Here is a 25,315-nt window from a genome sequence, read left to right on the forward strand (position 1 = left end):
AACAGAATAGCACTGAGGTTCAGCCTAGCCTGGCAAGGTTGTCAGGCCAGGGTTGCAAGGTGATTGAAAGCGAGCAACGTAGCCCGCCTTTGATCACTCTGTGATACGCCAGGCCTGCGCGAGCATCATCTGCATCTGTTCGCGGCTGTAATTCACCAGCGAATTTTTGCTGTTGGCACGCGCCAGTATCCACTCCACCTCGTCACGGTTCAGCGTGGGGCCATCCAGCCAGAACGGGGTGATCGCGTGCTGCTGCAGCCACTGCTTCAGAAACTGTGCCGGTGAGTCCGTGATTTCACTGAAGAGCTGCGGCTGCAGATCCGCCATCAGCGTACGCTGCAGCGGCTGTTCGCTGTCTGATAACAGATCCAGGAATGGAAACAGCAGACGTCCGCACACTTCCCCGTGATGGAACGGCTTCATCGCGCCCAGTTCACCCGCGATACCGTGGATCACGCCCAGACCCGCGCTGCTGAGACTGATCCCCCCCAGCCACGACGCCATCATCATTGCCTCTCGTGCCGCATCTCCCGCAGCATCATCGCGATTAAGTGCTGGCCAGGCCTGAATAAACTGACGCAGGCCGGTCAGCGCCAGCTGTCGGGTGAAGAGGTTGCCTTTGCTGGAGAGATACGCTTCAAACAGGTGGGTAAAGGCATCAATACCGCAGGTCGCCAGCACAAGGTCAGGTGCGCCTTTCAGCAGATCAGCGTCGAGAATCGCCACCTCCGGCACAAATACCGGGTGGCGCAGTGACGCTTTTATCTGAATATCATGCTGATCAGTCACTACCGCATTTTGCGTCACTTCACTGCCGGTACCCGCGGTGGTCGGAATAGCAATCAGCGGCAACGTGATGGGCTGAACGGCGGTGTCCCCCACCTTTTCCAGATAGCGGGCGGTGGGCAATGGGTGTTGTATCATCGCGCTAAACGCTTTCGCGGCATCCAGCACACTCCCCCCGCCAATCGCTACCACCCGATCCACATGACCACGCCAGCGTGCAACCCAGCCATCGATTTCAGCGGGTGAGGCTTCATGGCGGACAATTTCATAGCCAATAATATTTTCGTTCAGTTCGGTTTTTATTCGGGCGTAGGCCGGGCCCTGCAGAAAAGATTGTCCGCAAAACAGCAGGGTAGGCTGTGATCGGGCGGCCAGCAGCGGCACCAGTTTATTGAGGCTGCCCCGGCCAAAGAGGGTTCGTTGATTACTGTACAGCTCACTCAGGTTCTCACGCACCAGCACATCCTTTTTACATTTCGCTAAAATCTGAGTGTAACGAAAAGCGCGCCATTGGCATTGGCAAACTTTCTGATAACGCATTGGTAAAAAGTTGATCACCTTCGCAAAACAGAAATTCACCGCCGGCGGGGTGGTGCTTTCCTGCTGATGTTACCCTTAACATGTTATCGGTAACAGCGTTTGTCGGGATGTGTAGACATCTTACAGATGCACTGTTTTGTCGCCCTCCGGGGATCATGATAATAAATCGACACTGAACGCCGTTCAGTGCAAAAGGTGGAGAAAAGCTATGCCATTACTCTATGTGGCGATTGGCGTCGCGTTACTGCTGCTGCTGATGATTCGCTTTAAGCTCAATGGATTTATCGCGCTGATCCTGGTGGCGCTGGCGGTCGGTGTGATGCAGGGCATGCCGGTTAATAAAGTCATTACCTCAATTAAAGCGGGCATGGGTGGCACACTGGGCAGCCTGGCGCTGATCATGGGCTTTGGAGCCATGCTCGGTAAATTGCTGGCCGACTGCGGCGGTGCGCAGCGTATCGCCACCACCCTGATTGAAAAATTCGGGACTCAGCATATTCAGTGGGCGCTGGTGCTAACCGGTTTTATCGTCGGATTTGCGCTGTTCTATGAAGTCGGCTTTGTGCTAATGCTGCCGCTGGTGTTCAGCGTTGCAGCGTCGGCGCGTGTGCCACTGCTCTATGTCGGGGTGCCGATGGCGGCGGCCCTCTCTGTAACGCACGGCTTTCTTCCGCCGCATCCCGGCCCGACTGCCATCGCTACGCTATTTAACGCTGACATGGGTAAAACGCTGCTATACGGTACCCTGCTCGGAATTCCCACGGTTATTCTGGCTGGCCCGGTCTACGCTCGTTTCCTGAAAGGCATCGACAAACCGATTCCGCAGGGACTCTATAACCCGAAAATCTTTACTGAAGCGGAAATGCCCGGGTTTGGTGTCAGCGTCTGGACTGCACTGGTACCGGTGGTGCTGATGGCGCTGCGTGCCGTGGCGGAGATGCTGTTGCCTAAAGGCCATGTGCTGCTGCCGTATGCGGAGTTCTTTGGCGACCCGGTAATGGCGACACTCATTGCCGTGCTGATTGCAATCTTCACCTTTGGGCTGAATCGTGGACGCACGATGGAACAGGTGATGGACACCCTGACCGACTCGATCAAAATCATCGCCATGATGCTGTTAATTATTGGCGGTGGTGGTGCTTTCAAACAGGTGCTGGTCGACAGTGGCGTGGATAAATATATTGCCAGCATGATGCATTCTACTCAGCTGTCGCCAATCTTTATGGCCTGGTCGATTGCCGCGGTACTGCGTATTGCACTGGGTTCTGCCACGGTAGCGGCGATTACCGCCGGGGGGATTGTGGCACCGCTGATTGTCACCAGTGGCGCAAGTCCGGAACTGATGGTGATCGCCGTGGGGTCCGGCAGCGTGATTTTCTCGCACGTTAACGACCCAGGCTTCTGGCTGTTTAAAGAGTATTTCAACCTGACGATTGGCGAAACCATTCGCTCCTGGTCGACACTGGAAACCATTATTTCGGTCTGTGGTCTGGTCGGTTGCCTGCTGCTCTCCTGGGCGATTTAAGCTCTTGCCGCTGGCGCACCTGCCAGCGGCTCTCTGCTTTCGCTTCTCTCCCGCTACCTGTATGTCTTGCAGCTTCTGGTCATTCCGCCGCTCCTGCTATCCCTGGTGTCGGCTAAGCAGGAAAGAGCGGATTTGTGTGGGACATTCAACATAAAAAGGGCCGCAAAGCGCGGCCCAGCCGGTTAATCACAGCATCAATCTGACGCCTTAATAAGGCGGTTCAAAACCGGCTTTGACCATCTGTTCCCGCAGCGCACGCGCGATTTCACGATTGCCTCCGGTGACAGGGTAGATCACGTTATTCACCACATCATCAAGATAGTGCTCGTCAAACTCCTGCATAGAGAGCTGCGTGCCACCTTCATCGTTAATGGCGAACGAACCTTTGATGTGGTTACCGCTATTTTTTGCCTTGAGGCTATAGCGGCCCATGCTGGTATTAATTGTGCTCATACGATCTCCTCGCGACTCATTTTCACTCTCATCTTCATTGAGGGCTGCTTTGCTGTCTGAATTTTAGCCAGGAATGTTCTGGTAAATGAGAAAACAGAGCCGTTAAAAAGTGGCGTTGCGATCGTTATCTCAGAAAATAAATAAAGGGGAAATTTGGTGAACTTATGACCAGTTGGCCTTTAAGTGAAGCGGCATGACCGATTTTTCTGTCTATACTGCTTAGCGGAGAAGTGTTTAATCAGTGAGAGGAAAGGAAATGAAAATTATTCTGTGGATTATCGCGATCATTTTTATCGTGGGCTTACTGACTCTGACAGGGGTGTTCAAGCTGATCTTCTGATTTCTGTTAAAGCTATATTGACGGCGGGCACCTAATCAGGTGCCCGTGCTGTTTTCTGGCTGGCCAACAAGCAGTGTGTAATAGGATCCATTGGCGTATTGGGCAGCAGATCCTGTGATACCAGACGTTTTTTACAGCACGCGCAACGGGCACCATGAAACTCAGGCTGCCCCTCCAGGTAATCAGTAAAAATGAACCGGGCGCTTCCACACTGACTGCAGCGTATCTTCATCACCATCCTGTGTTTCACCCTCCTTTATACTCAGCATTAATGAATATCTGTCTCTGCATGTTAAGCAGAATTTATCTATTGCCAGAAAATATTATTTCGGACTGCGATGAGAAAAGTAGTTTCTTATTACCCTTATTGTTTGCTGCCAAATGCGAATTTACCCACTAAAAAGCACTTCATTGATCTTACTCAATGTTTTTGTTTTTTTGTCTAAAAAATGCACTAACGGCCCGCAGTGACGCGTATCAATGACACGTCAGACTCATTTTTGCTGAACAGCCAGGGGGATATCCGTTAAGGAATTTAGAGCGTTATGTTTATTTAATGACCATTTGTGGGATGGCGATGCACAGAACCCCAAAAATTGTGTCTGTGTGATGAGAAAAGATGTCCTGATAATGATAAAAGTATTGTTTGTTTATTGACCTGATTCTTATTAATAATAGGAAATACGTCTTGATAAGATTTTTCTTTATAGTGTGAATGCTGCATCAGTTTGAAATTAAAAAGGTACGCCTTTCCAGCAGGTTAGCAACAGGAAGACGCTCTGAGCCTGATGCCCGTTGAAAGGTGTTTCGCAAGTCGAAAAGCAGAAAGTGTGATGGATGCACGGAAAGCCAATATTTATCACTTTTTCATCAAATCATGCTGGACAAATCCCTCCGCAATTGCTGTACTAGACGCCGACACAGTTTAGTGTCCATTTTTCATGTAAAGGTAATATAGATGTCTAAGATCAAAGGTAACGTTAAGTGGTTTAATGAATCTAAAGGATTCGGTTTCATTACTCCTGAAGATGGCAGCAAAGATGTATTCGTACATTTCTCTGCAATCCAGAGCAACGGCTTCAAAACTCTGGCTGAAGGTCAGCGCGTAGAGTTTGAAATCACCGACGGCGCTAAAGGCCCATCTGCTGCTAACGTTATCAGTCTGTAAGTTAACAGTCAGAATTCTAAAAACCCGCCTATGGCGGGTTTTTTTATGGCTGTAATCTGCGCTTCATCCCCCTCATCGTATTCTCTGCTATCGACGTGTTGCCGCACAAACTGCGCGGCGGTTCACAACAAATCTCCGTAACATATTAATAACATCCCGTTATGCAGCTTTTTAGCTTGTAACACTATATAACTGTGCGACAGAACCCGATGAATAAGGAGGCAGAATGAACATCCGTCAGGCAGAGTTGAAAGACAGTTTTGCGTTGAGTGCATTGCTGAGCGAGTTAGGCTATGGCGGCACCGAAAACTTTATTGAACAGCGCCTGGCGCAGTTATGCAGCGATCCCAGTGAAGCGCTGTTAGTGGCTGAACATGGCAGCCAGGTGCTGGGTTTCCTTTCGCTGCATTTTATTCCTCAGCTGGCTCTGGCCGGTGATTTCGCCCGCATCAGTTATTTCTGCATTGCAGAAGGTGAGCGCAGCAAAGGAGTAGGCCAGCAACTGATTCAGTATGCCGAAACGCTGGCGGCACGTCGGGGCTGCGATCGCATGGAAGTCCATTGCCATCAGTCGCGTCTTAAGGCGAATCAATTCTACGCCCGCGAAGGCTATGCTGAATCACCCTGTTATCTCATCAAAAATCTGCAAGCGGGTTAAATTCCCGTCCTGAGGCGATGACCAGCGCCTCGGCAATCATCTCCCGCTGTTCATCCCTGAGGCTGGCGATACTGACGCGAATAAATTGGGTAGGGCCGAGCCGGCAGCGCTCGCCAGGCACGACTGCAATACCGCGAGCAGCCAGCGTAATCATAGCAAACTGCTCTGAAGCAACCGGAATATAGAGGCTTAACCCGTCGCGAAGCGGCAGAGCCAGACCGCGCTGTGCCAGCGACGCAAGCAATGCCTCACGCCGTTGCTGGTAGATCGCACGGGCGGTGGCAATCTGTTGTTGCGTTTCCTCATCTTCCAGCAGCCATGCAACCGCGTCCTGCAGAATCCGACTGGTCCAGCTGACACCAAAATTTCGCCATGACTGAATACGCTTAACCATTTCCGAGGTGGCAGAGAGCACGGCCAGCCGCAGATCCGGTCCGTAGGCTTTTGAAAAGGAACGGACGTGCAGCGTTCGTTCAGGGAAGGTTGAGCCCAGGCTCCAGCTCGCCTCAGCGGAGAGATCGCCAATACCATCATCTTCAACGATCAGCGTGTTGCTCTGTTGCAGAACCTGCGCCAGAGCCTGACGTCGCGTCGGGCTGATGCTGTTCCCGGTGGCAGAGTGGGTTCGCGGCTGATAGATCAACATTACTGGTGCCTGCTCGAGCAGGGCAGACAAGACATCAGGCAGTGGACCCTGCTCATCACATGCCAGCGGCAGAATCTCTGCGCCGACGTTATCCAGCATATCGAGCAGCCGGGTTGCCGTCGGGTCTTCAATAATTACGCGGTCGCCCGGTGAGACCAGGGTTTGCACCAGCAGGTTCATTGCATCAAAACCGCCATCCGTTGCCAGAAATGCTTCTGCCGCATAGGGCCAGCGCGGCGTTATCGCCTGAAGCAGCGGTGCTGAAATCGCCTCGCGGGTGTAGCTGTTGAGCCGTGGTGAATGCAGGGCTGATTGCAGCGCGCGCTGCAGGTCAGGCAGCAGGGCGGGGTCGGGCGAGGCCAGAGCCAGGTCGGCGCGAATGTTATCGCCATAGTTGCCGATCTTCTCAAATCGAATCGGACGCGGCATCACCGTGTTGCCACTGACCCAGACACCACTGCGTCCTTTGCCCGCCAGTACTTTCTGCTTTCTGAGTTGCGCCCAGGCAGCAGAAACGGTTGCCGGACTGACGCCCAGCCGCTCCGCTATCTCCCGTACTGCGGGCATCTGCATACCCGTGGCGATATGTCCGTCACGAATCAGCGTTGAAGCTGCCTGCGCGATGCTTTTCACTGAAGGCGATTTTATCTGGCTACAAAACCAGTCGAGGTCGACGCTCTCTGTCATAAGAAAATACTTTGTTCAGTAACAAATTAATGATTGTTCAGGTAAGTATTCCGGATTTAGTATCAAATTCAAGCACTATTTTGCCCCATCCTGACGGTGCAGCGTAAACGGAGAGATCATGGCAAGGTTAATCATCAGACTGGCGGTACGCGACTGGGACTACTTCACCCCGCTGGCGCTGGGCGATATCAGACCAGAAGACTTTGAGCTACAGATCGACCGCGTGGGTACGCTGGTGAATGACCTGGCGACCAGCCCCGATTATGACGCAGGCGAAGTTTCTTTCAGCCGCTACGCCCAGAGCCGGGCCAGAGGCGACGAATCCCTGCTCGGCCTGCCGCATTTTCTGATGCGCGGCTTCCGTCAGCGCTGCATTATCACCACCGCCAGCAGCCCCATCACTACGCCAGCGCAGCTAAAAGGCAGGAGAATTGGCGTTACTGGCTGGCAGGATTCGGGCAATACCTGGACACGCACGGTGCTACGTGAAGCGGGCGTCGGAATTGATGATGTCTTCTGGTATGCCGGTCGCCTCACTGCCGATCATCCGATTGTCGATCGGCTAGCGGGATTTGGCCGGCCGGGCCGCATTGAACCTGCGCCCGACGAGCGACCGCTGATTGAGATGCTGCAGGCGGGAGAACTGGATGCCATCTTCACTCCATTTATGCCGGAGGGCTTTTTCCTGCCTGATTCAGGTTTGCGGCAGCTGCAGACCGATTTTTATCAGGCAGAGCGGGACTACTTTAACCGTGTCGGCTATGTGCCGGGCATTCATATTCTGGCGCTTAAACCGGCGCTGGCAGCGGCGCATCCGTGGCTGCCTGCGGCGTTAAGTGAGGTCATCGATCGCGCCTACAGGCTATGGATGCAGAAAAGAGAGAAATATGCCGACACCACGCCGTGGCTGCTGGACGATCTGCGACGCACTGCGCAGGAATTACCGGCGGACTGGAATCAGAATGGTTTTCACGTTAACAGGAAGATGATTGCGGACTTTGGTCGCGAGCTCTATCAGCAGGGGCTGACCCACCAATTACTGACGCCGGAAGCGATGTTTCCGGCCGCTGCGGGAGAAGAGAAATGATGAAAGTGGCACTGGGACAGTTTGCGGTAAGCCGAGAATGGCAGGACAACGCTCATATCTGTCTGGATTTAATGCAGCGGGCGTCAGAAGGGGGGGCCGATCTGCTGGTCCTGCCGGAAGGCGTGCTGGCGCGTGATATTGCCGACCCTGATTTAGTGCTGAAGGCAGCACAGCCGCTGGATGGCCCTTTTCTGAGCCAGTTGCTGGCCGCCAGCAAGCACACTGCGCTGACTACCATGATGAGCGTTCACGTTCCCACCGACCAGCAAAAAGCGCTCAACGTGCTGGTGGCTATCCGTAACGGTGAGATCATCGCCGCCTATGAAAAGCTGCATCTGTACGATGCCTTTGCGATGCAGGAGTCGCAGCGGGTCAATCCGGGCCACGTCATTCCGCCGCTGATTGACGTCGCGGGTATGAAAGTCGGATTAATGACCTGCTATGACGTACGTTTCCCGGAACTGGCGCGTCGGCTGGTGCTGGATGGTGCAGACGTACTGGTGCTGCCTGCTGCCTGGGTTAAAGGTCCGCTGAAAGAGATGCACTGGGAGTTACTGACCCGCGCCCGTGCGCTGGAGAATACCTGCTATATGGTGGCGGTGGGCGAGTGTGGCCCACGCAATATTGGCAACAGTCTGGTGGTCGATCCGCTGGGCGTGGCGGTGGCGAATGCGGCGGAGTCACCCGCACTGCTGTTTGCCGATCTCGATCCTGAGCGCGTCGCCTATGCCCGCCGGGTACTGCCAGTGCTGGAAAACCGACGCTTCGCCCGTCCCGAACTCAACTGATCCGCTGAACCAGGAATCCCTTATGACGAAGAGAGCAACCGCCTTAATCGTGGCGCTGGGGCTGACTGCCTCCCTGGCGCAGGCTGCCGACGCTATTCCGGTGCAAAAAGTTGACCAGGCCCTGCATGATCGGCTGCCGGATGAGATCAAAAAAGCGGGCAAAATGATTTCAGTGAATAACGGTTCATTTCCGCCCTATGAAATCGTTAATGGCCCACACGCGATGGAGGGCGCCTCAGCGGAGTTAACCACCGCGCTGGCGCAACTGTTGGGTGTGAAGATCGAGCATGCGACGGTGAGCGGCCTGTCAGGCGTGCTGACCGGCATCAATGCGGGTCGCTATCAGCTGGCGATTGGCCCGATTGGTGATTACCCGGACCGCCAGCAGAAAGTGGACTTCGTCGATTTTGTGCAGGAGTTTGTGGTGTTCGGCGTGCAAAAGGGGAATCCGGCAAAAATTAATCAGTTGGATGACACCTGCGGCAAGCGTATTGCGGTTATGGCCGCCGGCTCTGCGGAACAGGTTATCCGTAAACAGTCAGCACAATGTGTGGCCGATGGAAAACCGGCGGTGACGGTGCAGGCCTTTACCGATCAGCCTTCGTCTATTCTGGCGGTGCGCTCTAAACGTTCCGATGCCTTCTTCTCATCACAGGCTCCACTGACTTACTTTGTTAATCAGGCGAAGGGACAACTTGAACTGGCGGGCAAAGGGCACAAGAACGGTTTTGGCGATATCTTCCAGGGTACTGTTGTGCCAAAAGGCTCACCGCTGGGTCAGGTGGTGCTGGATGCCTACAAAGAGCTGTATCAGAACGGGACTTATGCAGCGATCATGAAAAAGTGGCAACTTGAGGGCAACATGACCACAGCGCCTGGACTGAATCTGGCGAAAGAGGCCAACAAATGAGCCCGCCGCGCCATCTGCACCGCGGTGACAGAGGCGAGTCGGAGCTACGCGATGTGGCGTTCGCCCGCAGCGCGCCCACATACGGACGCTGGATCAGCTGGATTGTGGTGCTGGTGATCGGCACTAATCTGTTGTGGCTGGTGGCGACCAATCCCAACTTTGAATGGCAGGTCGTGCTGCAGTGGTTTACCGAAGAATCCGTGCTGAATGGATTGCAGGTTACTCTGGGTCTGACGGTCGTATCGATGGTGCTGGGCACGCTGTTGGGTCTGCTGCTGGGTGTCTGGCGGTTATCTGAAAACCGGCTGCTGCGCGGCGTCGCCGGGCTCTATATCTGGTTCTTTCGTGGCACGCCGCTGCTGGTGCAACTGATTTTTTGGTACAACCTTTCCACACTGTTTCCCGTACTGTCGCTGACTCTGCCGTGGACGGACATGACACTGGCCAGCTGGAACACCAACGATCTGATTACGCCGCTGACAGCGGCTATCGCCGGACTGGCACTGAATGAAGCGGCTTATATGGCGGAAATAATCCGCGCTGGTCTGCTGTCGGTGGATAGCGGCCAGGTGGAGACGACGCAAGCCTTCGGCATGAGCCGGTCACGGGCGCTGCGGCGCATCATTATTCCTCAGGCGATGCGTTCTATTATTCCGCCCACCGGTAACCAGTTGATCAGCATGATCAAGGCAACTTCGCTGGTCAGCGTGATCGCAATGGGCGATCTGCTCTACTCGGTGCAGGCGATCTACAACCGCACCTTTGAAATTATCCCGATGCTGATGGTGGCGGTGATCTGGTATCTGCTGATCACCTCGGTCCTTAATCTGGGACAATCTGCCATCGAGCGCTACTACGCGCGGGGTACCCGCCGGGTAACCAGCACTCCCCGGCGAGCCGCCGCCGTGGCGGGCGATGTGCAACCCCAGCAGGAGGAGCGATGAGGCAGAATAAACCCCTGGTCTGCGCCCGCAACGTGAAGAAGCATTATGGCGACAATCAGGTTCTGAAAGGGATTGATCTGGATGTTTATCCCGGTGAGGTGGTCGTGATTCTCGGGCCATCCGGTTCCGGCAAATCCACTTTTCTGCGCTGCATCAATCACCTTGAAGAGATGAACGCCGGATCGATTCAGGTCGGCAATGAGCAGATTGGCTATGTGCTGAAAGGACATGTGCTGCACCGGCTCTCATCACGTCAGATCGCCCGCCAGCGTCAAAAAATCGGCATGGTGTTTCAGCAGTTCAATCTCTATCCGCACATGACGGTGCTGCAGAACATCATTGAAGCGCCCGTTGGCGTGCATAAATTTCCGCGTCAGGAGGCAATGGCCCATGCCCGATCGCTGCTGGCGACGGTAGGATTGAGCGATAAAGCGGACGCCTGGCCACGTCACCTGTCGGGTGGGCAGCAGCAGCGTGTGGCGATTGCGCGGGCGCTGGCGATCAAGCCACAGCTGATCCTGTTTGATGAGCCAACCTCTGCGCTCGATCCGGAACTGGTGGGGGAAGTACTGGCGACAATGCGTACCCTGGCTGACCAGGGATTAACGATGATCGTGGTAACCCATGAAATCAGCTTTGCGCGTGAAGCCGCCGATCGCGTGGTCTTCATGGATGGCGGCGTGGTGGTAGAACAGGGAACGCCCGAAGAAGTGATCGCGAATCCGCAGCATCCGCGTACCCAGGCGTTTCTCAGTCGCTTTATCTGAGATCTTACTCTGTTACAGATTGCAGTTGTCGCCGCAGCCAAACTGCGCGTAAATAACAGTCACCGTTATTCGATAATGTTGAAAGGTTAAATATGGAAGGTATCAGTATTGCCAAGCTGCTGATTATCGGTGCGCTTATCGTACTGCTTTTTGGTACCAACAAGTTGCGCTCACTGGGCGGCGATCTGGGCTCCGCAATCAAGGGCTTCAAAAAAGCCATGAAAGATGAAGATACCAGCGCAACCCGAACGACGGCTGAAGACGTGCCAGCAGAACGCGTCGTTCATAAAGATTAATCAGTTATTTGCTGCAAATAACTGTTACTTTTTATTTCAGGCGCACATAAAAAAACCAGGCTGTTACCAGTCTGGTTTTTTGTTTTCGGATATCGCAAACTCTACCTGGCGCTTATTTTACTTCCATGCCTTTGGCCTGCATATCCGCATGATAGGAAGACCGAACAAACGGACCGCACGCGGCATGCGTGAAGCCCATCGCCATCGCTTCTTCTTTCATCTCATCGAACTCAGCCGGGCTGACATAGCGCTGAACCGGCAGGTGATGGCGGCTCGGTTGCAAATACTGACCCAGCGTCAGCATGGTGACGCCATGGCGGCGCAGATCGCGCATGACTTCCACGATTTCTGCATTGGTTTCACCCAGGCCAACCATCAAACCTGACTTAGTCGGGATTTCAGGATGTGCTTCTTTGAAACGCTCAAGCAGCTTCAGTGACCACTCATAGTTAGCGCCTGGACGCACCTGACGGTAAACGCGCGGAACGTTTTCCAGGTTGTGGTTAAACACATCTGGTGGCGTCGCGGTGAGAATCTCCAGCGCGCGATCCATACGGCCACGGAAGTCAGGTACCAGCGTTTCGATTTTGATGGTTGGATTTTTTTCGCGAATCGCGCGGATGCAATCGGCAAAGTGCTGTGCGCCACCATCACGTAAATCATCGCGGTCAACCGAGGTGATCACTACGTAGCGCAGACCCATATCGGCAATCGTCTGCGCCAGTTTAGCGGGTTCGTTAGCATCAGGGGCATTGGGACGGCCATGAGCCACATCGCAAAACGGACAACGACGGGTACAAATTGCGCCCAGGATCATAAAGGTGGCGGTGCCGTGGTTGAAGCATTCGGCAAGGTTAGGGCAGGACGCTTCTTCACAGACCGAGTGCAGCCCGTTTTTGCGCATCGCGGCTTTAATGCCCTGAATACGACTGGAGTCAGCTGGCAGCTTGATTTTCATCCATTCCGGCTTACGCAACATCTCCTGCCGTTCAACAGCCACGGTTTTCACCGGGATCAGCGCCATTTTGTCTGCGTCACGATATTTGACGCCGCGTTCCATCTGAATTGGTTTACTCATAAATCAGCAGGTTCCGGTCGGATTGCGATTTGAAAGCGTTCCCATTCAAACCGGGAAGGGGGCTTTCAACTTTATTTGAAAAAAGTGCAAAAATTATATCATCACATCGCCTGCGAAGCAGCCACAGTCAGCACGGATAGGTTACATATTTGTAAATTCACATTCTGCGTTAAGGCTTAACAGGGAGATCGCCTGATACCCATTCAAGATTTTCATAACCTGACAGCCGCGCAAACGCACTCACCAGCGGAGAGCGTATCTGTTCCGTCGTCACCCCTGGCTGGAAATTTTTCAACTGGGTCATGCTCATCCCGGCGTAACCACAGGGATTGATACGCAGGAAAGGCGACAAATCCATGGCAACATTCAGCGCCAGACCGTGAAACGAGCAGCCTTTGCGGATGCGCAATCCGAGTGAACAAATCTTCTCTTCCCCGACATAAACGCCAGGTGCATCCGCGCGGGCGCGGGCGCTGACGCCAAACTCTGCCAGGGTGGCGATAACCGTCTCTTCCAGAATCGTCACCAGCTGGCGTACGCCGAGCTTACGACGTTTCACATCGATCAGCACGTACATCACCTGTTGTCCCGGCCCGTGATAGGTGACCTGTCCCCCACGGTCGCTTTGCACCACCGGAATATCACCTGGCATTAGCAGATGCTCCGCTCTTCCCGCCTGACCCTGCGTAAAGACCGGAGGATGTTCGACCAGCCAGATTTCGTCACGACTCTGGTCATCGCGCTGGTCGGTATAGTGATGCATGGCGTCGGAGACAGATTGCCAGTCGCGCAGACCTGACTGGCGGACAAGAAGGGTTTCAACTGACAAAGCGATAGCCCGCTAAAGGAATAAACGTTGAGGATAACGTCGGCAAAACGTCAGGCAGAGGCGCCTTGCCGACCCGTAAATTACAGGACCATACGCACAATTTCGATGTTGCCCAGCTCTTCGTACAGGCGTTCGACCTGTTCGATATGAGTGGCGGTGATAGTGATGTTTACGGAATGATAGTTGCCTTTGCTGCTCGGCTTAACTTCAGGGCTGTAGTCGCCGGGCGCATGGCGTTGCACCACTTCAACCACTTGATCAACCAGCTCCGGTTGCGCCAGACCCATTACTTTGTAAGTAAACGGGGTAGGAAATTCGAGCAGCTCATTCAGTTTGGTTTTCATATTCACTCCGGTGCATAAAAAACAGGCTCCCGCCTGAGCGGGAGCATCATAATATCGATTAATGGGGGCGAAGGGGGGATTTTTCAATCACCCCCAGCGCTTAACCGAACCAGTGATGGAACATCAGCTTGATGTAATCAACAATACGACCAAAGAAGCCTCCTTCAGAGATCTCGTTCAGCACTACCAGCGGACGCTGTTCGATAGTCTTGCCATCCAGCTGGAAGTTGATGCTGCCAACCACCTGGTTTTTCTTCAGGGGTGCATGCAGCTCAGTGTTAGTCAGCACATAGCTGGCTTTCAGATCTTTCATGCGGCCACGTGGAATGGTCAGGTAAGCATCTTTTTCCACGCCCAGCTGCACACGGTCGTTATCGCCGAACCAGACTGGCTCAGAAGCAAACTCTTTGTCCGCTTTCAGTGGCGCAACGGTTTCAAAGAAGCGGAAACCCCAGGTGAGCAGTTTCTTGCTCTCGGTTTCACGGCCTTTATAGGTATGACCGCCCATCACAGCGGAGATCAGGCGCATCTGGCCTTCGGTCGCTGACGCCACCAGGTTGTAACCTGCTGAGTTGGTATGACCGGTTTTGATACCATCTACGTTCAGGTTGGTATCCCACAGCAGACCGTTACGGTTCATCTGACGGATATTGTTGAAGGTGAACTCTTTCTCTTTATAGACAGCGTACTCTTCCGGTACGTCGCGAATCAGCGCCTGACCAATCAGGGCCATGTCGCGCGCGGAGCTGTACTGACCTTCGGCGTCCAGGCCATGAACGGTCCCGAAGTGTGTATTCTGCAGGCCAATTGCTTTGACGTAGTTGTTCATCAGATTGACGAACGCATCCTGGCTGCCAGCGACATAGTCCGCCATCGCGACACAGGCATCATTACCGGACTGCAGCACAATCCCACGAGTCAGCTGTGAGACCGGCACGCGGTCGCCTGGCTTCAGGAACATCAGTGAGGAGCCTTTGAACACCGGGTTGCCAGTCGCCCAGGCATCCGGGCCGACGGTGACCATATCGTCCTGATGAATTTTGCCCGCTTTAACGGCCTGACCAATGACATAGCTGGTCATCATCTTGGTCAGACTCGCAGGATCGCGGCGTGCATCGGCGTTTTTCTCTGCCAGCACTTTGCCTGAGTTGTAGTCGATAAGGACGTACGCTTCGGCATCAATGTCCGGCACGCCCGGAATCATGGTCTTGAGATTGACGTCATCAGCAATAGCAGCATGGCTGAGAGAGAAAGCGATCAGTGATCCCACTGTCAGGCGTTTCAGCAAACGAGATGATTTCAGCGTGTTCATGTGTAGGACTACAACATCCGTGAGTTTGAGGTTAGAAAGGTCACTCATCATACCCAATGCCAGATTATCTGGCACCGGGCATGATGATTGGGTTGTTAGCAGACGTAACGTGCAGCGGTCTGACAAACGGTTCAGCGACGCGTGTTAGTAATAAATGAAGCGGTCTGGCCTTCACTGCTCAGGCGCTGTTGCAGCGCAGCCGCTTCGGCGCGGGAGGCGTAACCGCCGAGCTGAACGCGATAAACATTGTTGCCTGCGTCTTCGACCTTACCGGGCACACCATAACGCTGGCTCAGGTTTTTCATCATCTGCTGGGCACGCGCCGGGTCATTCAGCGCACCGACCTGCACGACATATCCGGTAGTGCCACTGCTGGTTGCCGTCGCGGCACTGGCTGCTGCGGGAGCAGCACTGCTGGCTGTAGGTGCGGCACTGGCGGGTGCGGAAGCTGGTGGTTCGTTACCTTCCAGTACACCGGTCGCTAAGGGCTGGGGTGCGCCAAGAAAACCGCTGCTCTGCACCGGCGCGCCCATGTTGTCACCGCTCTGCAGTGTGTTGTTGCTGATAGCCTCAACATTTTGCGCAGGGGGTTCAGATGTTGCTGCACTGCCGCCGTTCATTACCGCGCCGCCACTCAGGTCGGGGCGGGCAGGCAGAGAGTAACTCTGTTTTGCTACCACGGTGCCGATGGTGCCGGGGCCGGAGAGCGAACCGTCTGGTGCCACCTTGATATAGTCGACCCGCACCCGCGAATTATTTGAGATGTTCAGACGGTCACCGGCAGCCCGCGACAGGTCGATAATACGTCCTGGCGTGTAGGGACCGCGATCGTTAATGCGCACGACAATCTGACGGCCATTCGCGATATTGGTGACGCGCACATACCCCGGCAGTGGCAGAGTAGGGTGGGCCGCGGTCAGTGCATCAGGATCGTAGGCTTCGCCGGTGGCGGTGCGGTTGCCCTGCGCCTCTTCACCGTACCAGGTTGCCAGGCCGACTTCGCTGTAGTTCGACGGATCTTTGATAATGCGATAATTTTTGCCGTTAACGCTGTAATCCTGGCTGGTACCCGGATTAATCGGCTCATAACGTGGCTCAACGCCAGGAATTTCTACCACCGGTCCATTGTAAGCCGGTTGCGGCGGCGCCGTATTTTGGGGTTCGGGCGTGGTACAGGCCGCCAGAACCAGTGATGCCAGTGCAACGCCAAGCCATTCCTTACGCATCTGCAGCCTCTTAGACACTTCTAGATAACATTTTTCGGTGAGTGTGGATCGACATCACAATGCCAAATCCCGCCATAAGCACGATAAGCGCGGAGCCGCCATAACTGACCAGCGGCAGCGGCACGCCAACTACCGGTAAGATACCACTAACCATGCCAATGTTAACGAAAACATAAACGAATAAAATCAGCATTAAACCGCCTGCCATGACCCGACCAAAGGTGGTCTGCGCCCGTGCTGCCACCACTAATCCCCGCATGATCAGCAGCAAATAGAGGGTCAGTAGCAACAGCACGCCGACCAGACCTAACTCTTCGGCCAGAACCGCAAAGATAAAGTCGGTATGACGTTCCGGCAGAAACTCCAGCTGAGACTGGGTGCCCTGAAGCCAGCCTTTGCCGCGCAATCCTCCCGAGCCAATAGCGATTTTCGACTGGATGATGTGATAACCCGCGCCCAGCGGGTCTGTTTCTGGATCGAGCAACATCATGACGCGGTCACGCTGATAGTCATGCATCAGGAAAAACCACAAAATCGGGATAAAGGCGGCGACCAGCAATACGGCAACGCCAATCAGTTTCCAGCTCATCCCCGACAGAAACAGGACAAACAGGCCGGAAGCGGCAACCAGAATCGAGGTGCCGAGGTCGGGCTGTGCCGCCACCAGCAACGTTGGCACGAAGATCAGCAGCAGCGCAATGCCGGTGTTTTTCAATGTTGGCGGGCAAACATCGCGGTTAATAAAGCGCGCTACCATCAATGGTACCGCTATCTTGGCTATTTCAGAGGGCTGAAAACGCACAAAGCCGAGATCGAGCCAGCGCTGAGCACCTTTACTGATCTGCCCGAAGGCATCTACCGCCACCAGCAGGATGACGCAGACAATATAAAGATAGGGCGCCCAGCCTTCATAGACGCGCGGTGGCACCTGTGCCAGCACAATCATAATCACCAGTCCCATAGCGATCTGACCGAGTTTACGCTCCATCATGCCGGGATCCTGACCACTGGCACTCCAGATCACCACGGCGCTGTAGGTCAGCAGGCCGAGAATGATCAGCATAAACAGCGGATCGATGTGCATACGCATCCAGATCGATCGTTTCTGCGGACTATCTTGCATCGACATGTTTATTCACCTTCATAACCGGGCGGCACAGGTGCGGCGTCCGGCAGGACTGTATTATTATCACCCAACATAATGTGATCCAGAATCTGGCGCATAACAGTACCGACAGCCGGACCGGCGCCACCGTTTTCCAGGATAATGGTCACGGCGACCCGAGGTTTGTCATAAGGGGCAAACGCGGTCATTAATTTATGGTCGCGTAATCGTTCAGCAATTCTATGGGCGTTATAAGTTTCATTCTCTTTCAGGCCAAAGACCTGTGCCGTACCAGACTTGGCGGCGATTTTATAGGGCGCATCAGCAAAGCTCTTGTGCGCGGTGCCGTTGGGCCGATTCGCTACGCCGTACATGCCATCTTTGGCGATTTCCCAGTAGCCGGAATGGATGTCTCCAATCGGGGCCGCAGGCGCCTGACGATAGGGTACCAGGGAACGGCCTTCGCGGGTTGCGCGCAGCATATGTGGCACCTTGACGACGCCGTCGTTGATCAGAATCATCATCGCTTTGTTCATCTGCAATGGCGTCGCTGTCCAGTAACCCTGTCCGATCCCCACCGGAATGGTATCACCCTGATACCACGGCTTTTTAAAACGTTTTAGTTTCCAGTCACGTGTCGGCATATTACCGGTGCTCTCCTGCGGTAAATCGATGCCGGTACGGCTGCCGTAACCAAATTTATTCATCCACTCCGACAGACGGTCAATACCCATGTCATAGGCGACCTGGTAAAAGAAGGTATCGGCAGACTCTTCCAGTGCTTTGGTGACGTTCAGACGACCGTGGCCCCATTTTTTCCAGTCGCGAAAACGCTTTTCTGAACCGGGAAGCTGCCACCAGCCGGGATCAAACAGGCTGGTGTTACGGTTAATCACGCCAGCACTTAGGGCAGAGACCGCAACATATGGTTTGACTGTTGAAGCCGGTGGATACGCCGCCTGAATTGCACGGTTGTAGAGCGGGCGATTTTCATCTTCAAGCAGGCCGCGGTAATCCTTACTGGATATACCGTCGACAAATAAGTTGGCATCGTAGCTGGGTGTTGAGACCATGGCGAGAATTTCGCCGGTGCGCGGATCGCTGACCACGACTGCCGCGCGACTGCCCGCCAGCAGGGTTTCAACATATTGCTGTAGTTTGAGATCGATAGTCAGATAGATGTCTCGGCCTGCCTGAGGTGACTCCTCATGCAGCTGGCGTATGACCCGGCCACGGTTGTTAACCTCGACCTCTTCAAAACCGGTTTTGCCGTGCAGCAAATCTTCGTAGTACGCTTCAATCCCCAGCTTGCCGATGTCGTGCGTCGCGGCGTAGTTAGGCCATATGCCCTCTTTATCGAGGCGTGCCACATCACGATCATTGATTTTTGAGACGTAGCCGACCACATGCGTCAGCGTGGCACCGTAAGGGTAGTAGCGGCGCTGGTAACCTTTGACTTCCACGCCGGGAAAGCGGTACTGATTAACCGCAAAGCGCGCAACCTGCACTTCATTCAGACCGGTTTTAACCGGGATTGAGGTGAAACGACGTGAGCGGTTACGCTCTTTCTGGAAGTTTTCGAGGTCTTCGTCAGTCAGCTCAAGCACCGGACGTAAGTTTTCCAGGGTCTGTTGCAGGTTGTCGACTTTTTCAGGGACCAGTTCTGCCTGATAGATGGTGCGGTTCAGTGCCAGCGGCGTACCGGTGCGATCGTAGATTATGCCGCGGCTGGGGGCGACAGGCACCAGTTTGATACGGTTCTGGTTAGAGCGGGTGCTGTAATCATTAAAACTAAGGATCTGCAGATGGTAAAGGTTAACCACCAGAATTGAAGAGAGAAGTAAGATACCGACGAAGGCGATGAACGCCCGACGGACAAAGAGTTTCTGTTCGGCGCTGTAATCGCGAAAGGCGTTGCTTTGTAATTTCATCCGCTACTTGTCATGTCTGATGTGGGCTGATCGGTCATTCACGATGATAAGGATGATTTGTCGTTATACTCCAGGCCCGATACAGACTTTCGGCAACCAGCACGCGCACCAGCGGATGGGGCAACGTCAATGCTGACAGTGACCAGCTCTGCTCTGCCGCCGCTTTACAGGCGGGGGCCAGGCCTTCAGGCCCGCCAATCAGCAGGCTGACATCGCGACCATCCAGCTTCCAGCGTTCAAGCTGCTGCGCCAGTTGTGGGGTTTCCCATGGATGACCCGGAATATCCAGCGTGACGATGCGATTGCCTTTGCCGACCGCCGCTAACATCGCCTCACCCTCTTTTTCAAGAATGCGTTTGATATCAGCATTTTTGCCGCGTTTACCAGCGGTCACTTCGGTCAGCTCAAGCGACATATCTTTCGGGAAGCGACGCAGATATTCCATAAAACCGGTCTGCACCCAGTCAGGCATTTTGGTGCCGACGGCAACAAGTTGCAGTTTCACGGATTAGCCCCAGAGTTTTTCCAGCTCATACAGCTGGCGACTCTCTTCCTGCATCACATGCACGATGACATCACCCAGATCGACCACGACCCAGTCTGCCGCGCTTTTACCTTCAATGCCTAAGGGCATCAGGCCCGCTAAACGCGACTCCTGCTCAACGTGTTCTGCGATCGAAGTCACATGACGCGTGGAGGTGCCGGTGCAGATGATCATGAAATCGGTGATGCTGGATTTGCCCTGAACGTCGATGGTGACAATGTCCTGGCCTTTGAGATCATCAATCTTATCAATAACGAACTCTTGGAGTGCTTTACCTTGCAAAAGGTTCCCCTTGGAATCTGGTGGTAACGAGCCGGCTGTAAGCCCGGAGAGTGCAGCCAAAAAATTAAGCGGCGCAGTATAGCATGCCCGGATCAGTCGCGATATAAGCCTTCGCGGTCGATATAATCGATAACTGCCGCGGGTAACAGGTCGTCGCAGGGCTGATTGTGATGGCGACGGCAGCGGATTTCGGTCGCCGAAATGTCATAGAGTGGGGTTTCACCCAGCCAGATATGGCCTGCGGGCTGCTGATGCAGTTGCCCGATATCCTGAGCGAGATGTTGATCGAGCCAGTGCTGCATCTCCGGCGCGTCAAACCGGGTCGGATAGCCCGGGCGCTGGCACACTAGCAGGTGGCAGAGTGACAGCAAATCCTGCCAGCGGTGCCATTTTGCTAAGCTCAGCAAGGAATCCTGACCAATAATAAAGCCCAGCGGCTGCGCGGCACCGCGTTCTGCGCGCCAGGCTTCCAGGGTGGTCACTGTCCAGGAGGGCGTGTCGCGGTCCAGCTCACGGGTATCTATCTCAAACAGCGGAAGGTCGCGGATCGCGCAACGCAGCATCGCCACCCGCTGGGCCGGGCTGGCTTCCGGTTGTGGACGATGCGGTGGCACATTGTTGGGCAGCAGCGTAACACGCTGTAAGCCGGTCTGTTGAGCCAGCGCTTCGACCGGGCGCAGATGGCCAAAATGAATCGGATCGAAGGTGCCACCGAACAGCGCGTGTAACTCAGACATGGGCAAAGCTCGTTGGAAAAGCACGACTGCTGAGCAGCAGCGTCAGGGTCTGTAACTGTGGCCACACCGGCTGCCCATAGTCCTGCTTCAGGGTGATCTCAATCTGACTGAGCAGATGAATCGCGCGTTGCAGACGCGTGGCATCCAGGCGTTGCAGTGCGTCGGTGAACAGCGCGCGGCGGTTCTGCCAGATACGCTGCTGATCCATCAGGGTACGCAGCGGCTGCTGTGCCTGGTGGCGTTGCAGATGCAGCAAAGTCAGCAGATCGCGTTGCAGCGTACGCAGCAGAATGACCACCTCGCTCTCTTCTTTCTCCAGCTGATGCAGGATATGCAGCGCACGGCGGCTCTTACCCGCCAGCAGGGCGTCCACCCAGTGGAACGGGGTAAAGTGCGCCGCGTCACTGACCGCCTCTTCAACCCGGGGCAGGGTCAGCTTTCCATCCGGCCACTGCAGCGAGAGACGCTCCAGCGCCTGGGCCAGTGCCAGCAGATTGCCTTCATAGCAGTAACACAGCAGCTGCACCGCCGCGTCATCCACGGAGAGTTTCAGCGCTTTAGCGCGGTTAACCACCCAGCGTGGCAGTTGCGCCTGTTCAGGCGTCTGGCAGGGCACTAAGACCGCAGAGGCGGACAACGCTTTAAACCAGGCGCTGTTTTCCTGCGTTTTGGTCAGCTTTGCCATCCGGCAGATCAGCAGAATATCGGCGTGCAGCAGCTGCGACAGCTTCAGCAGCTGCTCAGCCATCGCGGCGTTAGGACCATTTTCGGGGAATTGCAGCGTCATGGTCTGACGCTGGGCAAAGAGGCTCAGTGACTGGCAGCTGACGAACAGGCTCTCCCAGTCGGTCTGAGCATCCAGCGTAAAACTAAAGTGTTCTTCGAATCCCTGTGCGGTTGCGGCGACACGAATCGCATCTGAACTCTCCTGCAACAGCAGCGGTTCGTTACCGGCTAACAAATAACAGGCGCGCAGTCCCTCACGGAGCTGCGCGCTGAGTTGTTCAGGATAAATCCTGATCATTGCAGGCTGTTTGCAGAGGAAGAAGGCGCTTCCTGTGAACCCTGACCCGGCACCGGAATCACATACGCCGGTAAGGTTTCTTTGCTGTTAATCTGCGCGGCATGCACCGTCAGCAGTTTACGCACCAGCTGTTCGGCAGCACGCTGACGCATCTCCTGCGTAATCAGATCCTGTTCGGCATCTTTCGCCAGCGCAGCATTCGGGTTATCGAAGAACGAACGATAAACCGTAGTGCTGATTGGGTAGATACCTTTACCTGGCAAAAGAACCTGAGCCGTGAGGGTCATGACCAGCTGATACTCAGCAGAGGTGCCGCTGATAAAGACCGACGCGGTGTTACGCCCCGACACTTCAGGACCCAGACGCAGCGTCGGAATATCGATGCGGTTTTGTTTGCTGTCTTCAACGATGGTGACATCATTGATACGCAGTTGCTGACGCACAGTACGCGCCAGCGGTCCATAAGGATCGCCGGTTGCAACAATAAGAGTTTTTAGTTCGCTGGGCACCTGCGTGGTGCCGCGCGGATGAAAACCACAGCCAGCGGTGATCACCACCGCCAGCATGACAAACAGCCTGATAATCGGATGTCGCACAGTTCCTCCTGAACTTAACCTACGACCAGGTTAAGCAGTTTGCCCGGTACATAAATGACTTTACGGATAGTCACGCCGTCCAGATATTTCGCCACCAGATGCTCTTGCGCAGCGCGTGCCTGAACCTGTTCCTGTGTGGCATCGGCGGGTACGGTAATTTTGCCGCGCACTTTACCGTTAACCTGCACCACTACCAGCAATGAATCTTCAACCATAGCGGCTTCATCAGCAACCGGCCAGCTTGCTTCATCGATCGTGCCTTCGCCACCCAGCGTCTGCCACAGGACGTAGCAGGCGTGCGGGGTAAACGGATAGAGCAGACGGACGATAGCCAGCAGCGCTTCCTGCATCAGGGCGCGATCCTGCTCGCTCTCCTGCGGAGCGCGCGCCAGTTTGTTCATCAGTTCCATGATCGCCGCAATGGCGGTGTTGAACGTCTGACGGCGGCCAATATCATCTGCCACTTTGGCGATGGTTTTGTGCAGATCGCGACGCAGCGATTTCTGCTCGTCATTCAGGCTCTCCACATCCAGCAATACGGTCGTACCTTGCTGCGTGTGCTCGAAGACCAGCTTCCAGACACGTTTCAGGAAGCGGTTAGCGCCTTCAACGCCCGACTCCTGCCACTCCAGCGTCATATCCGCCGGTGAAGCAAACATCATAAACAGACGCACCGTATCCGCGCCGTAACGCTCAACCATCAGTTGTGGGTCGATGCCGTTGTTTTTCGACTTCGACATTTTGCTCATGCCCGCATAGATCACTTCGTGGCCCTGGGTGTCCGTGGCTTTTACAATGCGGCCTTTCTCGTCACGCTCCACCTCAACGTCAACCGGTGAAACCCAGTTACGCTCGCCGTTGTTACCGAGGTAGTAGAAAGCGTCAGCCAGCACCATGCCCTGGCACAGCAGACGTTTGGCTGGCTCATTGGAGTTCACCAGGCCCGCGTCACGCAGCAGCTTGTGGAAGAAGCGGAAATACATCAGGTGCATGATGGCGTGTTCAATGCCGCCTACATACTGATCAACCGGCAGCCAGTAGTTTGCCGCGGCCGGATCCAGCATGCCTTCCTTGTAGCTGGCGCAGGTATAACGCGCGTAGTACCAGGAAGACTCCATAAAGGTGTCAAAGGTGTCGGTTTCACGCAGTGCAGGCTGGCCGTTTACCGTGGTTTTCGCCCACTCTGGGTCTGCTTTGATCGGGCTGGTAATGCCATCCATCACCACATCTTCCGGCAGGATCACCGGCAGCTGGTCTTCTGGTGCAGGCATAACGGTGCCATCTTCCAGCGTGACCATCGGGATAGGCGCACCCCAGTAGCGCTGGCGGGAAACGCCCCAGTCGCGCAGACGGTAGTTCACCTTACGCACGCCCACGCCTTTTACCGCCAGTAACTCCGCGATGGCGTTAAAACCTGCTGTATGATCCATGCCATTGAACTCACCTGAGTTAAACAGCGCGCCTTTGTCGGTCATCGCCGCAGCGCTGACGTCAGGAATTGAACCATCCAGGTTGAGGATAACGGGCTTAATGGCCAGATCGTATTTAGTGGCAAACTCCCAGTCGCGCTGGTCGTGCGCCGGAACTGCCATCACCGCGCCGGTGCCATATTCCATCAGCACGAAGTTGGCGACCCAGACCGGGATAAGCTCGCCGGTCAGCGGATGAATAACAGACAGGCCGGTCGCCATGCCTTTCTTCTCCATGGTCGCCATATCCGCTTCGGCCACTTTGGTATTGCGACATTCAGCGATAAAGTCAGCCAGCGCCGGATTATTCACCGACGCCTGGGTAGCCAGCGGATGACCGGCGGCAACGGCAACATACGTTGCACCGATAAAAGTATCCGGGCGGGTGGTATAGACGGTGACTTTCTCTTCACTGTCAGCCACGTCGAAGGTGATTTCAACGCCTTCACTGCGGCCAATCCAGTTACGCTGCATGGTTTTGACCTGCTCAGGCCACTCTTCCAGCGTATCCAGGTCGTTCAGAAGCTCTTCCGCATAATCAGTGATTTTGATAAACCATTGCGGGATCTCTTTGCGTTCAACTTTGGTGTCGCAGCGCCAGCAGCAGCCATCAATCACCTGCTCATTCGCCAGCACCGTCTGATCGTTTGGGCACCAGTTCACGGCGGAGGTCTTTTTATAGACCAGACCCTTTTCATACAGTTTGGTAAAGAACCACTGTTCCCAGCGGTAATATTCTGGCTGGCAGGTTGCCAGTTCACGACTCCAGTCATAGCCAAAGCCCAGCAGCTTGAGCTGGTTTTTCATGTAGGCGATGTTGTCGTAAGTCCAGGGGGCCGGTGCGGTGTTATTTTTAACCGCAGCGCCTTCCGCAGGCAGGCCGAAAGCATCCCAGCCAATCGGCTGAAGTACGTTTTTGCCGAGCATACGCTGATAACGCGCGATTACGTCGCCGATGGTGTAGTTACGAACGTGGCCCATGTGCAGGCGGCCAGAAGGATAGGGCAACATGGAGAGGCAATAGTATTTCTCTTTACCTTCCTGCTCAGTCACTTTAAACGTTTCGTTTTCATCCCAGTGCTGCTGCACACGGGATTCAATCTCTTCCGGGCGGTATTGCTCTTGCATGGCTGCCTGTGGTCCTTTATGAATAACATTTTTCTGGCTCTACGATCCGCATAGCATACCCATAAGGCCGCGTATCAACAACACTTCCCACTTTTGCCGGCACGATTTCTGCTGA

At 54.7% G+C, this 25,315-nt stretch carries 26 protein-coding genes; 10 read left to right on the forward strand and 16 right to left on the reverse strand.

Translation table 11 applies throughout. From position 1 onward, the window contains the following. Window positions 1-93: 93 nt before the first annotated feature. Entirely contained in the window at window positions 94-1,242 is a 1,149-nt protein-coding gene (locus WFO64_RS01180) for an iron-containing alcohol dehydrogenase (protein ID WP_337008252.1), read from the reverse strand. Window positions 1,243-1,534: 292 nt separating this feature from the next. Between WFO64_RS01180 and gntT the strand changes: the two genes are divergently transcribed. After that, window positions 1,535-2,851, forward strand: coding sequence for a gluconate transporter (gntT, locus tag WFO64_RS01185; RefSeq protein ID WP_337008254.1), 1,317 nt, complete (start codon window positions 1,535-1,537; stop codon window positions 2,849-2,851). 207 nt (window positions 2,852-3,058) lie between these two features. Here gntT and WFO64_RS01190 read toward each other — a convergent pair whose 3' ends face one another. After that, the gene (locus tag WFO64_RS01190) at window positions 3,059-3,304 is read right to left on the reverse strand and encodes a hypothetical protein (protein WP_337008256.1); all 246 of its coding nucleotides are present in this window, start codon (window positions 3,302-3,304) and stop codon (window positions 3,059-3,061) included. A 256-nt stretch (window positions 3,305-3,560) separates the two neighbouring features. Between WFO64_RS01190 and WFO64_RS22495 the strand changes: the two genes are divergently transcribed. From WFO64_RS22495 to WFO64_RS01200, 3 genes are all read left to right on the forward strand, one after another. Continuing rightward, the gene (locus WFO64_RS22495) at window positions 3,561-3,644 is read left to right on the forward strand and encodes a membrane protein (protein WP_019105993.1); all 84 of its coding nucleotides are present in this window, start codon (window positions 3,561-3,563) and stop codon (window positions 3,642-3,644) included. Window positions 3,645-4,602: 958 nt separating this feature from the next. Then, on the forward strand, window positions 4,603-4,812 hold the full coding sequence (gene cspE, locus WFO64_RS01195) for a transcription antiterminator/RNA stability regulator CspE (RefSeq protein ID WP_006118399.1): 210 nt from the start codon (window positions 4,603-4,605) through the stop codon (window positions 4,810-4,812). 226 nt (window positions 4,813-5,038) lie between these two features. Continuing rightward, entirely contained in the window at window positions 5,039-5,470 is a 432-nt protein-coding gene (locus WFO64_RS01200) for a GNAT family N-acetyltransferase (RefSeq protein ID WP_337008258.1), read from the forward strand. Here WFO64_RS01200 and WFO64_RS01205 read toward each other — a convergent pair. Then, window positions 5,448-6,803 carry an aminotransferase-like domain-containing protein gene (locus tag WFO64_RS01205; protein WP_337008260.1) on the reverse strand — a complete coding sequence of 452 codons (1,356 nt, stop codon included), beginning with the start codon at window positions 6,801-6,803 and terminating at the stop codon, window positions 5,448-5,450. The genes WFO64_RS01200 and WFO64_RS01205 overlap by 23 nt on opposite strands. Window positions 6,804-6,921: 118 nt before the next feature. Here WFO64_RS01205 and WFO64_RS01210 point away from each other — a divergent pair, with 118 nt between their 5' ends. The 6 genes from WFO64_RS01210 to tatE all read left to right on the forward strand — a co-directional run bounded on the left by WFO64_RS01210 (window position 6,922) and on the right by tatE (window position 11,595). Then, window positions 6,922-7,890, forward strand: coding sequence for an ABC transporter substrate-binding protein (locus tag WFO64_RS01210; protein WP_337008262.1), 969 nt, complete (start codon window positions 6,922-6,924; stop codon window positions 7,888-7,890). After that, window positions 7,890-8,678, forward strand: a complete 789-nt coding sequence (locus tag WFO64_RS01215; protein ID WP_135910584.1) for a deaminated glutathione amidase — start codon at window positions 7,890-7,892, stop codon at window positions 8,676-8,678. Before WFO64_RS01210 ends, WFO64_RS01215 begins: the two co-directional genes overlap by 1 nt. Window positions 8,679-8,700: 22 nt before the next feature. Beyond that, window positions 8,701-9,588 carry an ABC transporter substrate-binding protein gene (locus WFO64_RS01220; RefSeq protein WP_337008264.1) on the forward strand — a complete coding sequence of 296 codons (888 nt, stop codon included), beginning with the start codon at window positions 8,701-8,703 and terminating at the stop codon, window positions 9,586-9,588. Then, window positions 9,585-10,532: an amino acid ABC transporter permease gene (locus WFO64_RS01225; protein ID WP_337008266.1), complete on the forward strand. Its 948-nt coding sequence runs from the start codon at window positions 9,585-9,587 to the stop codon at window positions 10,530-10,532. The genes WFO64_RS01220 and WFO64_RS01225 overlap by 4 nt, the downstream gene beginning before the upstream one ends. Continuing rightward, on the forward strand, window positions 10,529-11,299 hold the full coding sequence (locus WFO64_RS01230; RefSeq protein WP_337008268.1) for an amino acid ABC transporter ATP-binding protein: 771 nt from the start codon (window positions 10,529-10,531) through the stop codon (window positions 11,297-11,299). The genes WFO64_RS01225 and WFO64_RS01230 overlap by 4 nt, the downstream gene beginning before the upstream one ends. A gap of 92 nt (window positions 11,300-11,391) precedes the next feature. Beyond that, on the forward strand, window positions 11,392-11,595 hold the full coding sequence (tatE, locus tag WFO64_RS01235) for a twin-arginine translocase subunit TatE (RefSeq protein ID WP_003854033.1): 204 nt from the start codon (window positions 11,392-11,394) through the stop codon (window positions 11,593-11,595). Window positions 11,596-11,707: 112 nt separating this feature from the next. On the opposite strand, the gene lipA is transcribed toward tatE, so the two are convergent. From lipA to leuS, 13 genes are all read right to left on the reverse strand, one after another. Continuing rightward, a complete protein-coding gene (gene lipA, locus WFO64_RS01240) occupies window positions 11,708-12,673 on the reverse strand; it encodes a lipoyl synthase (protein WP_337008270.1) in 966 nt (321 codons plus the stop codon). Between the two features lie 169 nt (window positions 12,674-12,842). Next, entirely contained in the window at window positions 12,843-13,502 is a 660-nt protein-coding gene (gene lipB, locus WFO64_RS01245) for a lipoyl(octanoyl) transferase LipB (RefSeq protein WP_337008272.1), read from the reverse strand. A gap of 80 nt (window positions 13,503-13,582) precedes the next feature. Then, window positions 13,583-13,846 carry a DUF493 family protein YbeD gene (gene ybeD, locus WFO64_RS01250; protein WP_003854030.1) on the reverse strand — a complete coding sequence of 88 codons (264 nt, stop codon included), beginning with the start codon at window positions 13,844-13,846 and terminating at the stop codon, window positions 13,583-13,585. A 100-nt stretch (window positions 13,847-13,946) separates the two neighbouring features. Beyond that, the gene (gene dacA / locus WFO64_RS01255) at window positions 13,947-15,158 is read right to left on the reverse strand and encodes a D-alanyl-D-alanine carboxypeptidase DacA (protein ID WP_337009460.1); all 1,212 of its coding nucleotides are present in this window, start codon (window positions 15,156-15,158) and stop codon (window positions 13,947-13,949) included. A gap of 131 nt (window positions 15,159-15,289) precedes the next feature. Next, a complete protein-coding gene (gene rlpA, locus WFO64_RS01260; RefSeq protein ID WP_337008274.1) occupies window positions 15,290-16,384 on the reverse strand; it encodes an endolytic peptidoglycan transglycosylase RlpA in 1,095 nt (364 codons plus the stop codon). Between the two features lie 10 nt (window positions 16,385-16,394). Then, window positions 16,395-17,507, reverse strand: coding sequence for a peptidoglycan glycosyltransferase MrdB (mrdB, locus tag WFO64_RS01265; protein WP_337009462.1), 1,113 nt, complete (start codon window positions 17,505-17,507; stop codon window positions 16,395-16,397). Window positions 17,508-17,515: 8 nt separating this feature from the next. Further along, window positions 17,516-19,420, reverse strand: a complete 1,905-nt coding sequence (gene mrdA / locus WFO64_RS01270) for a peptidoglycan DD-transpeptidase MrdA (protein WP_337008276.1) — start codon at window positions 19,418-19,420, stop codon at window positions 17,516-17,518. A gap of 34 nt (window positions 19,421-19,454) precedes the next feature. Next, window positions 19,455-19,925 carry a 23S rRNA (pseudouridine(1915)-N(3))-methyltransferase RlmH gene (rlmH, locus tag WFO64_RS01275; RefSeq protein WP_337008278.1) on the reverse strand — a complete coding sequence of 157 codons (471 nt, stop codon included), beginning with the start codon at window positions 19,923-19,925 and terminating at the stop codon, window positions 19,455-19,457. Window positions 19,926-19,928: 3 nt separating this feature from the next. Beyond that, the gene (gene rsfS / locus WFO64_RS01280) at window positions 19,929-20,246 is read right to left on the reverse strand and encodes a ribosome silencing factor (RefSeq protein WP_010258968.1); all 318 of its coding nucleotides are present in this window, start codon (window positions 20,244-20,246) and stop codon (window positions 19,929-19,931) included. Between the two features lie 92 nt (window positions 20,247-20,338). Then, window positions 20,339-20,983 carry a nicotinate-nucleotide adenylyltransferase gene (gene nadD / locus WFO64_RS01285; protein ID WP_337008280.1) on the reverse strand — a complete coding sequence of 215 codons (645 nt, stop codon included), beginning with the start codon at window positions 20,981-20,983 and terminating at the stop codon, window positions 20,339-20,341. Continuing rightward, on the reverse strand, window positions 20,976-22,007 hold the full coding sequence (holA, locus tag WFO64_RS01290) for a DNA polymerase III subunit delta (protein ID WP_337008282.1): 1,032 nt from the start codon (window positions 22,005-22,007) through the stop codon (window positions 20,976-20,978). Before holA ends, nadD begins: the two co-directional genes overlap by 8 nt. Next, window positions 22,004-22,603 carry an LPS assembly lipoprotein LptE gene (gene lptE, locus WFO64_RS01295; protein WP_337008284.1) on the reverse strand — a complete coding sequence of 200 codons (600 nt, stop codon included), beginning with the start codon at window positions 22,601-22,603 and terminating at the stop codon, window positions 22,004-22,006. Before lptE ends, holA begins: the two co-directional genes overlap by 4 nt. A 14-nt stretch (window positions 22,604-22,617) precedes the next feature. Then, a complete protein-coding gene (gene leuS, locus WFO64_RS01300) occupies window positions 22,618-25,200 on the reverse strand; it encodes a leucine--tRNA ligase (protein ID WP_337008285.1) in 2,583 nt (860 codons plus the stop codon). Window positions 25,201-25,315 lie beyond the last annotated feature (115 nt).

The sequence above is a fragment of the Pantoea sp. AS142 genome (assembly GCF_037152305.1).
Classification (GTDB): domain Bacteria; phylum Pseudomonadota; class Gammaproteobacteria; order Enterobacterales; family Enterobacteriaceae; genus Pantoea.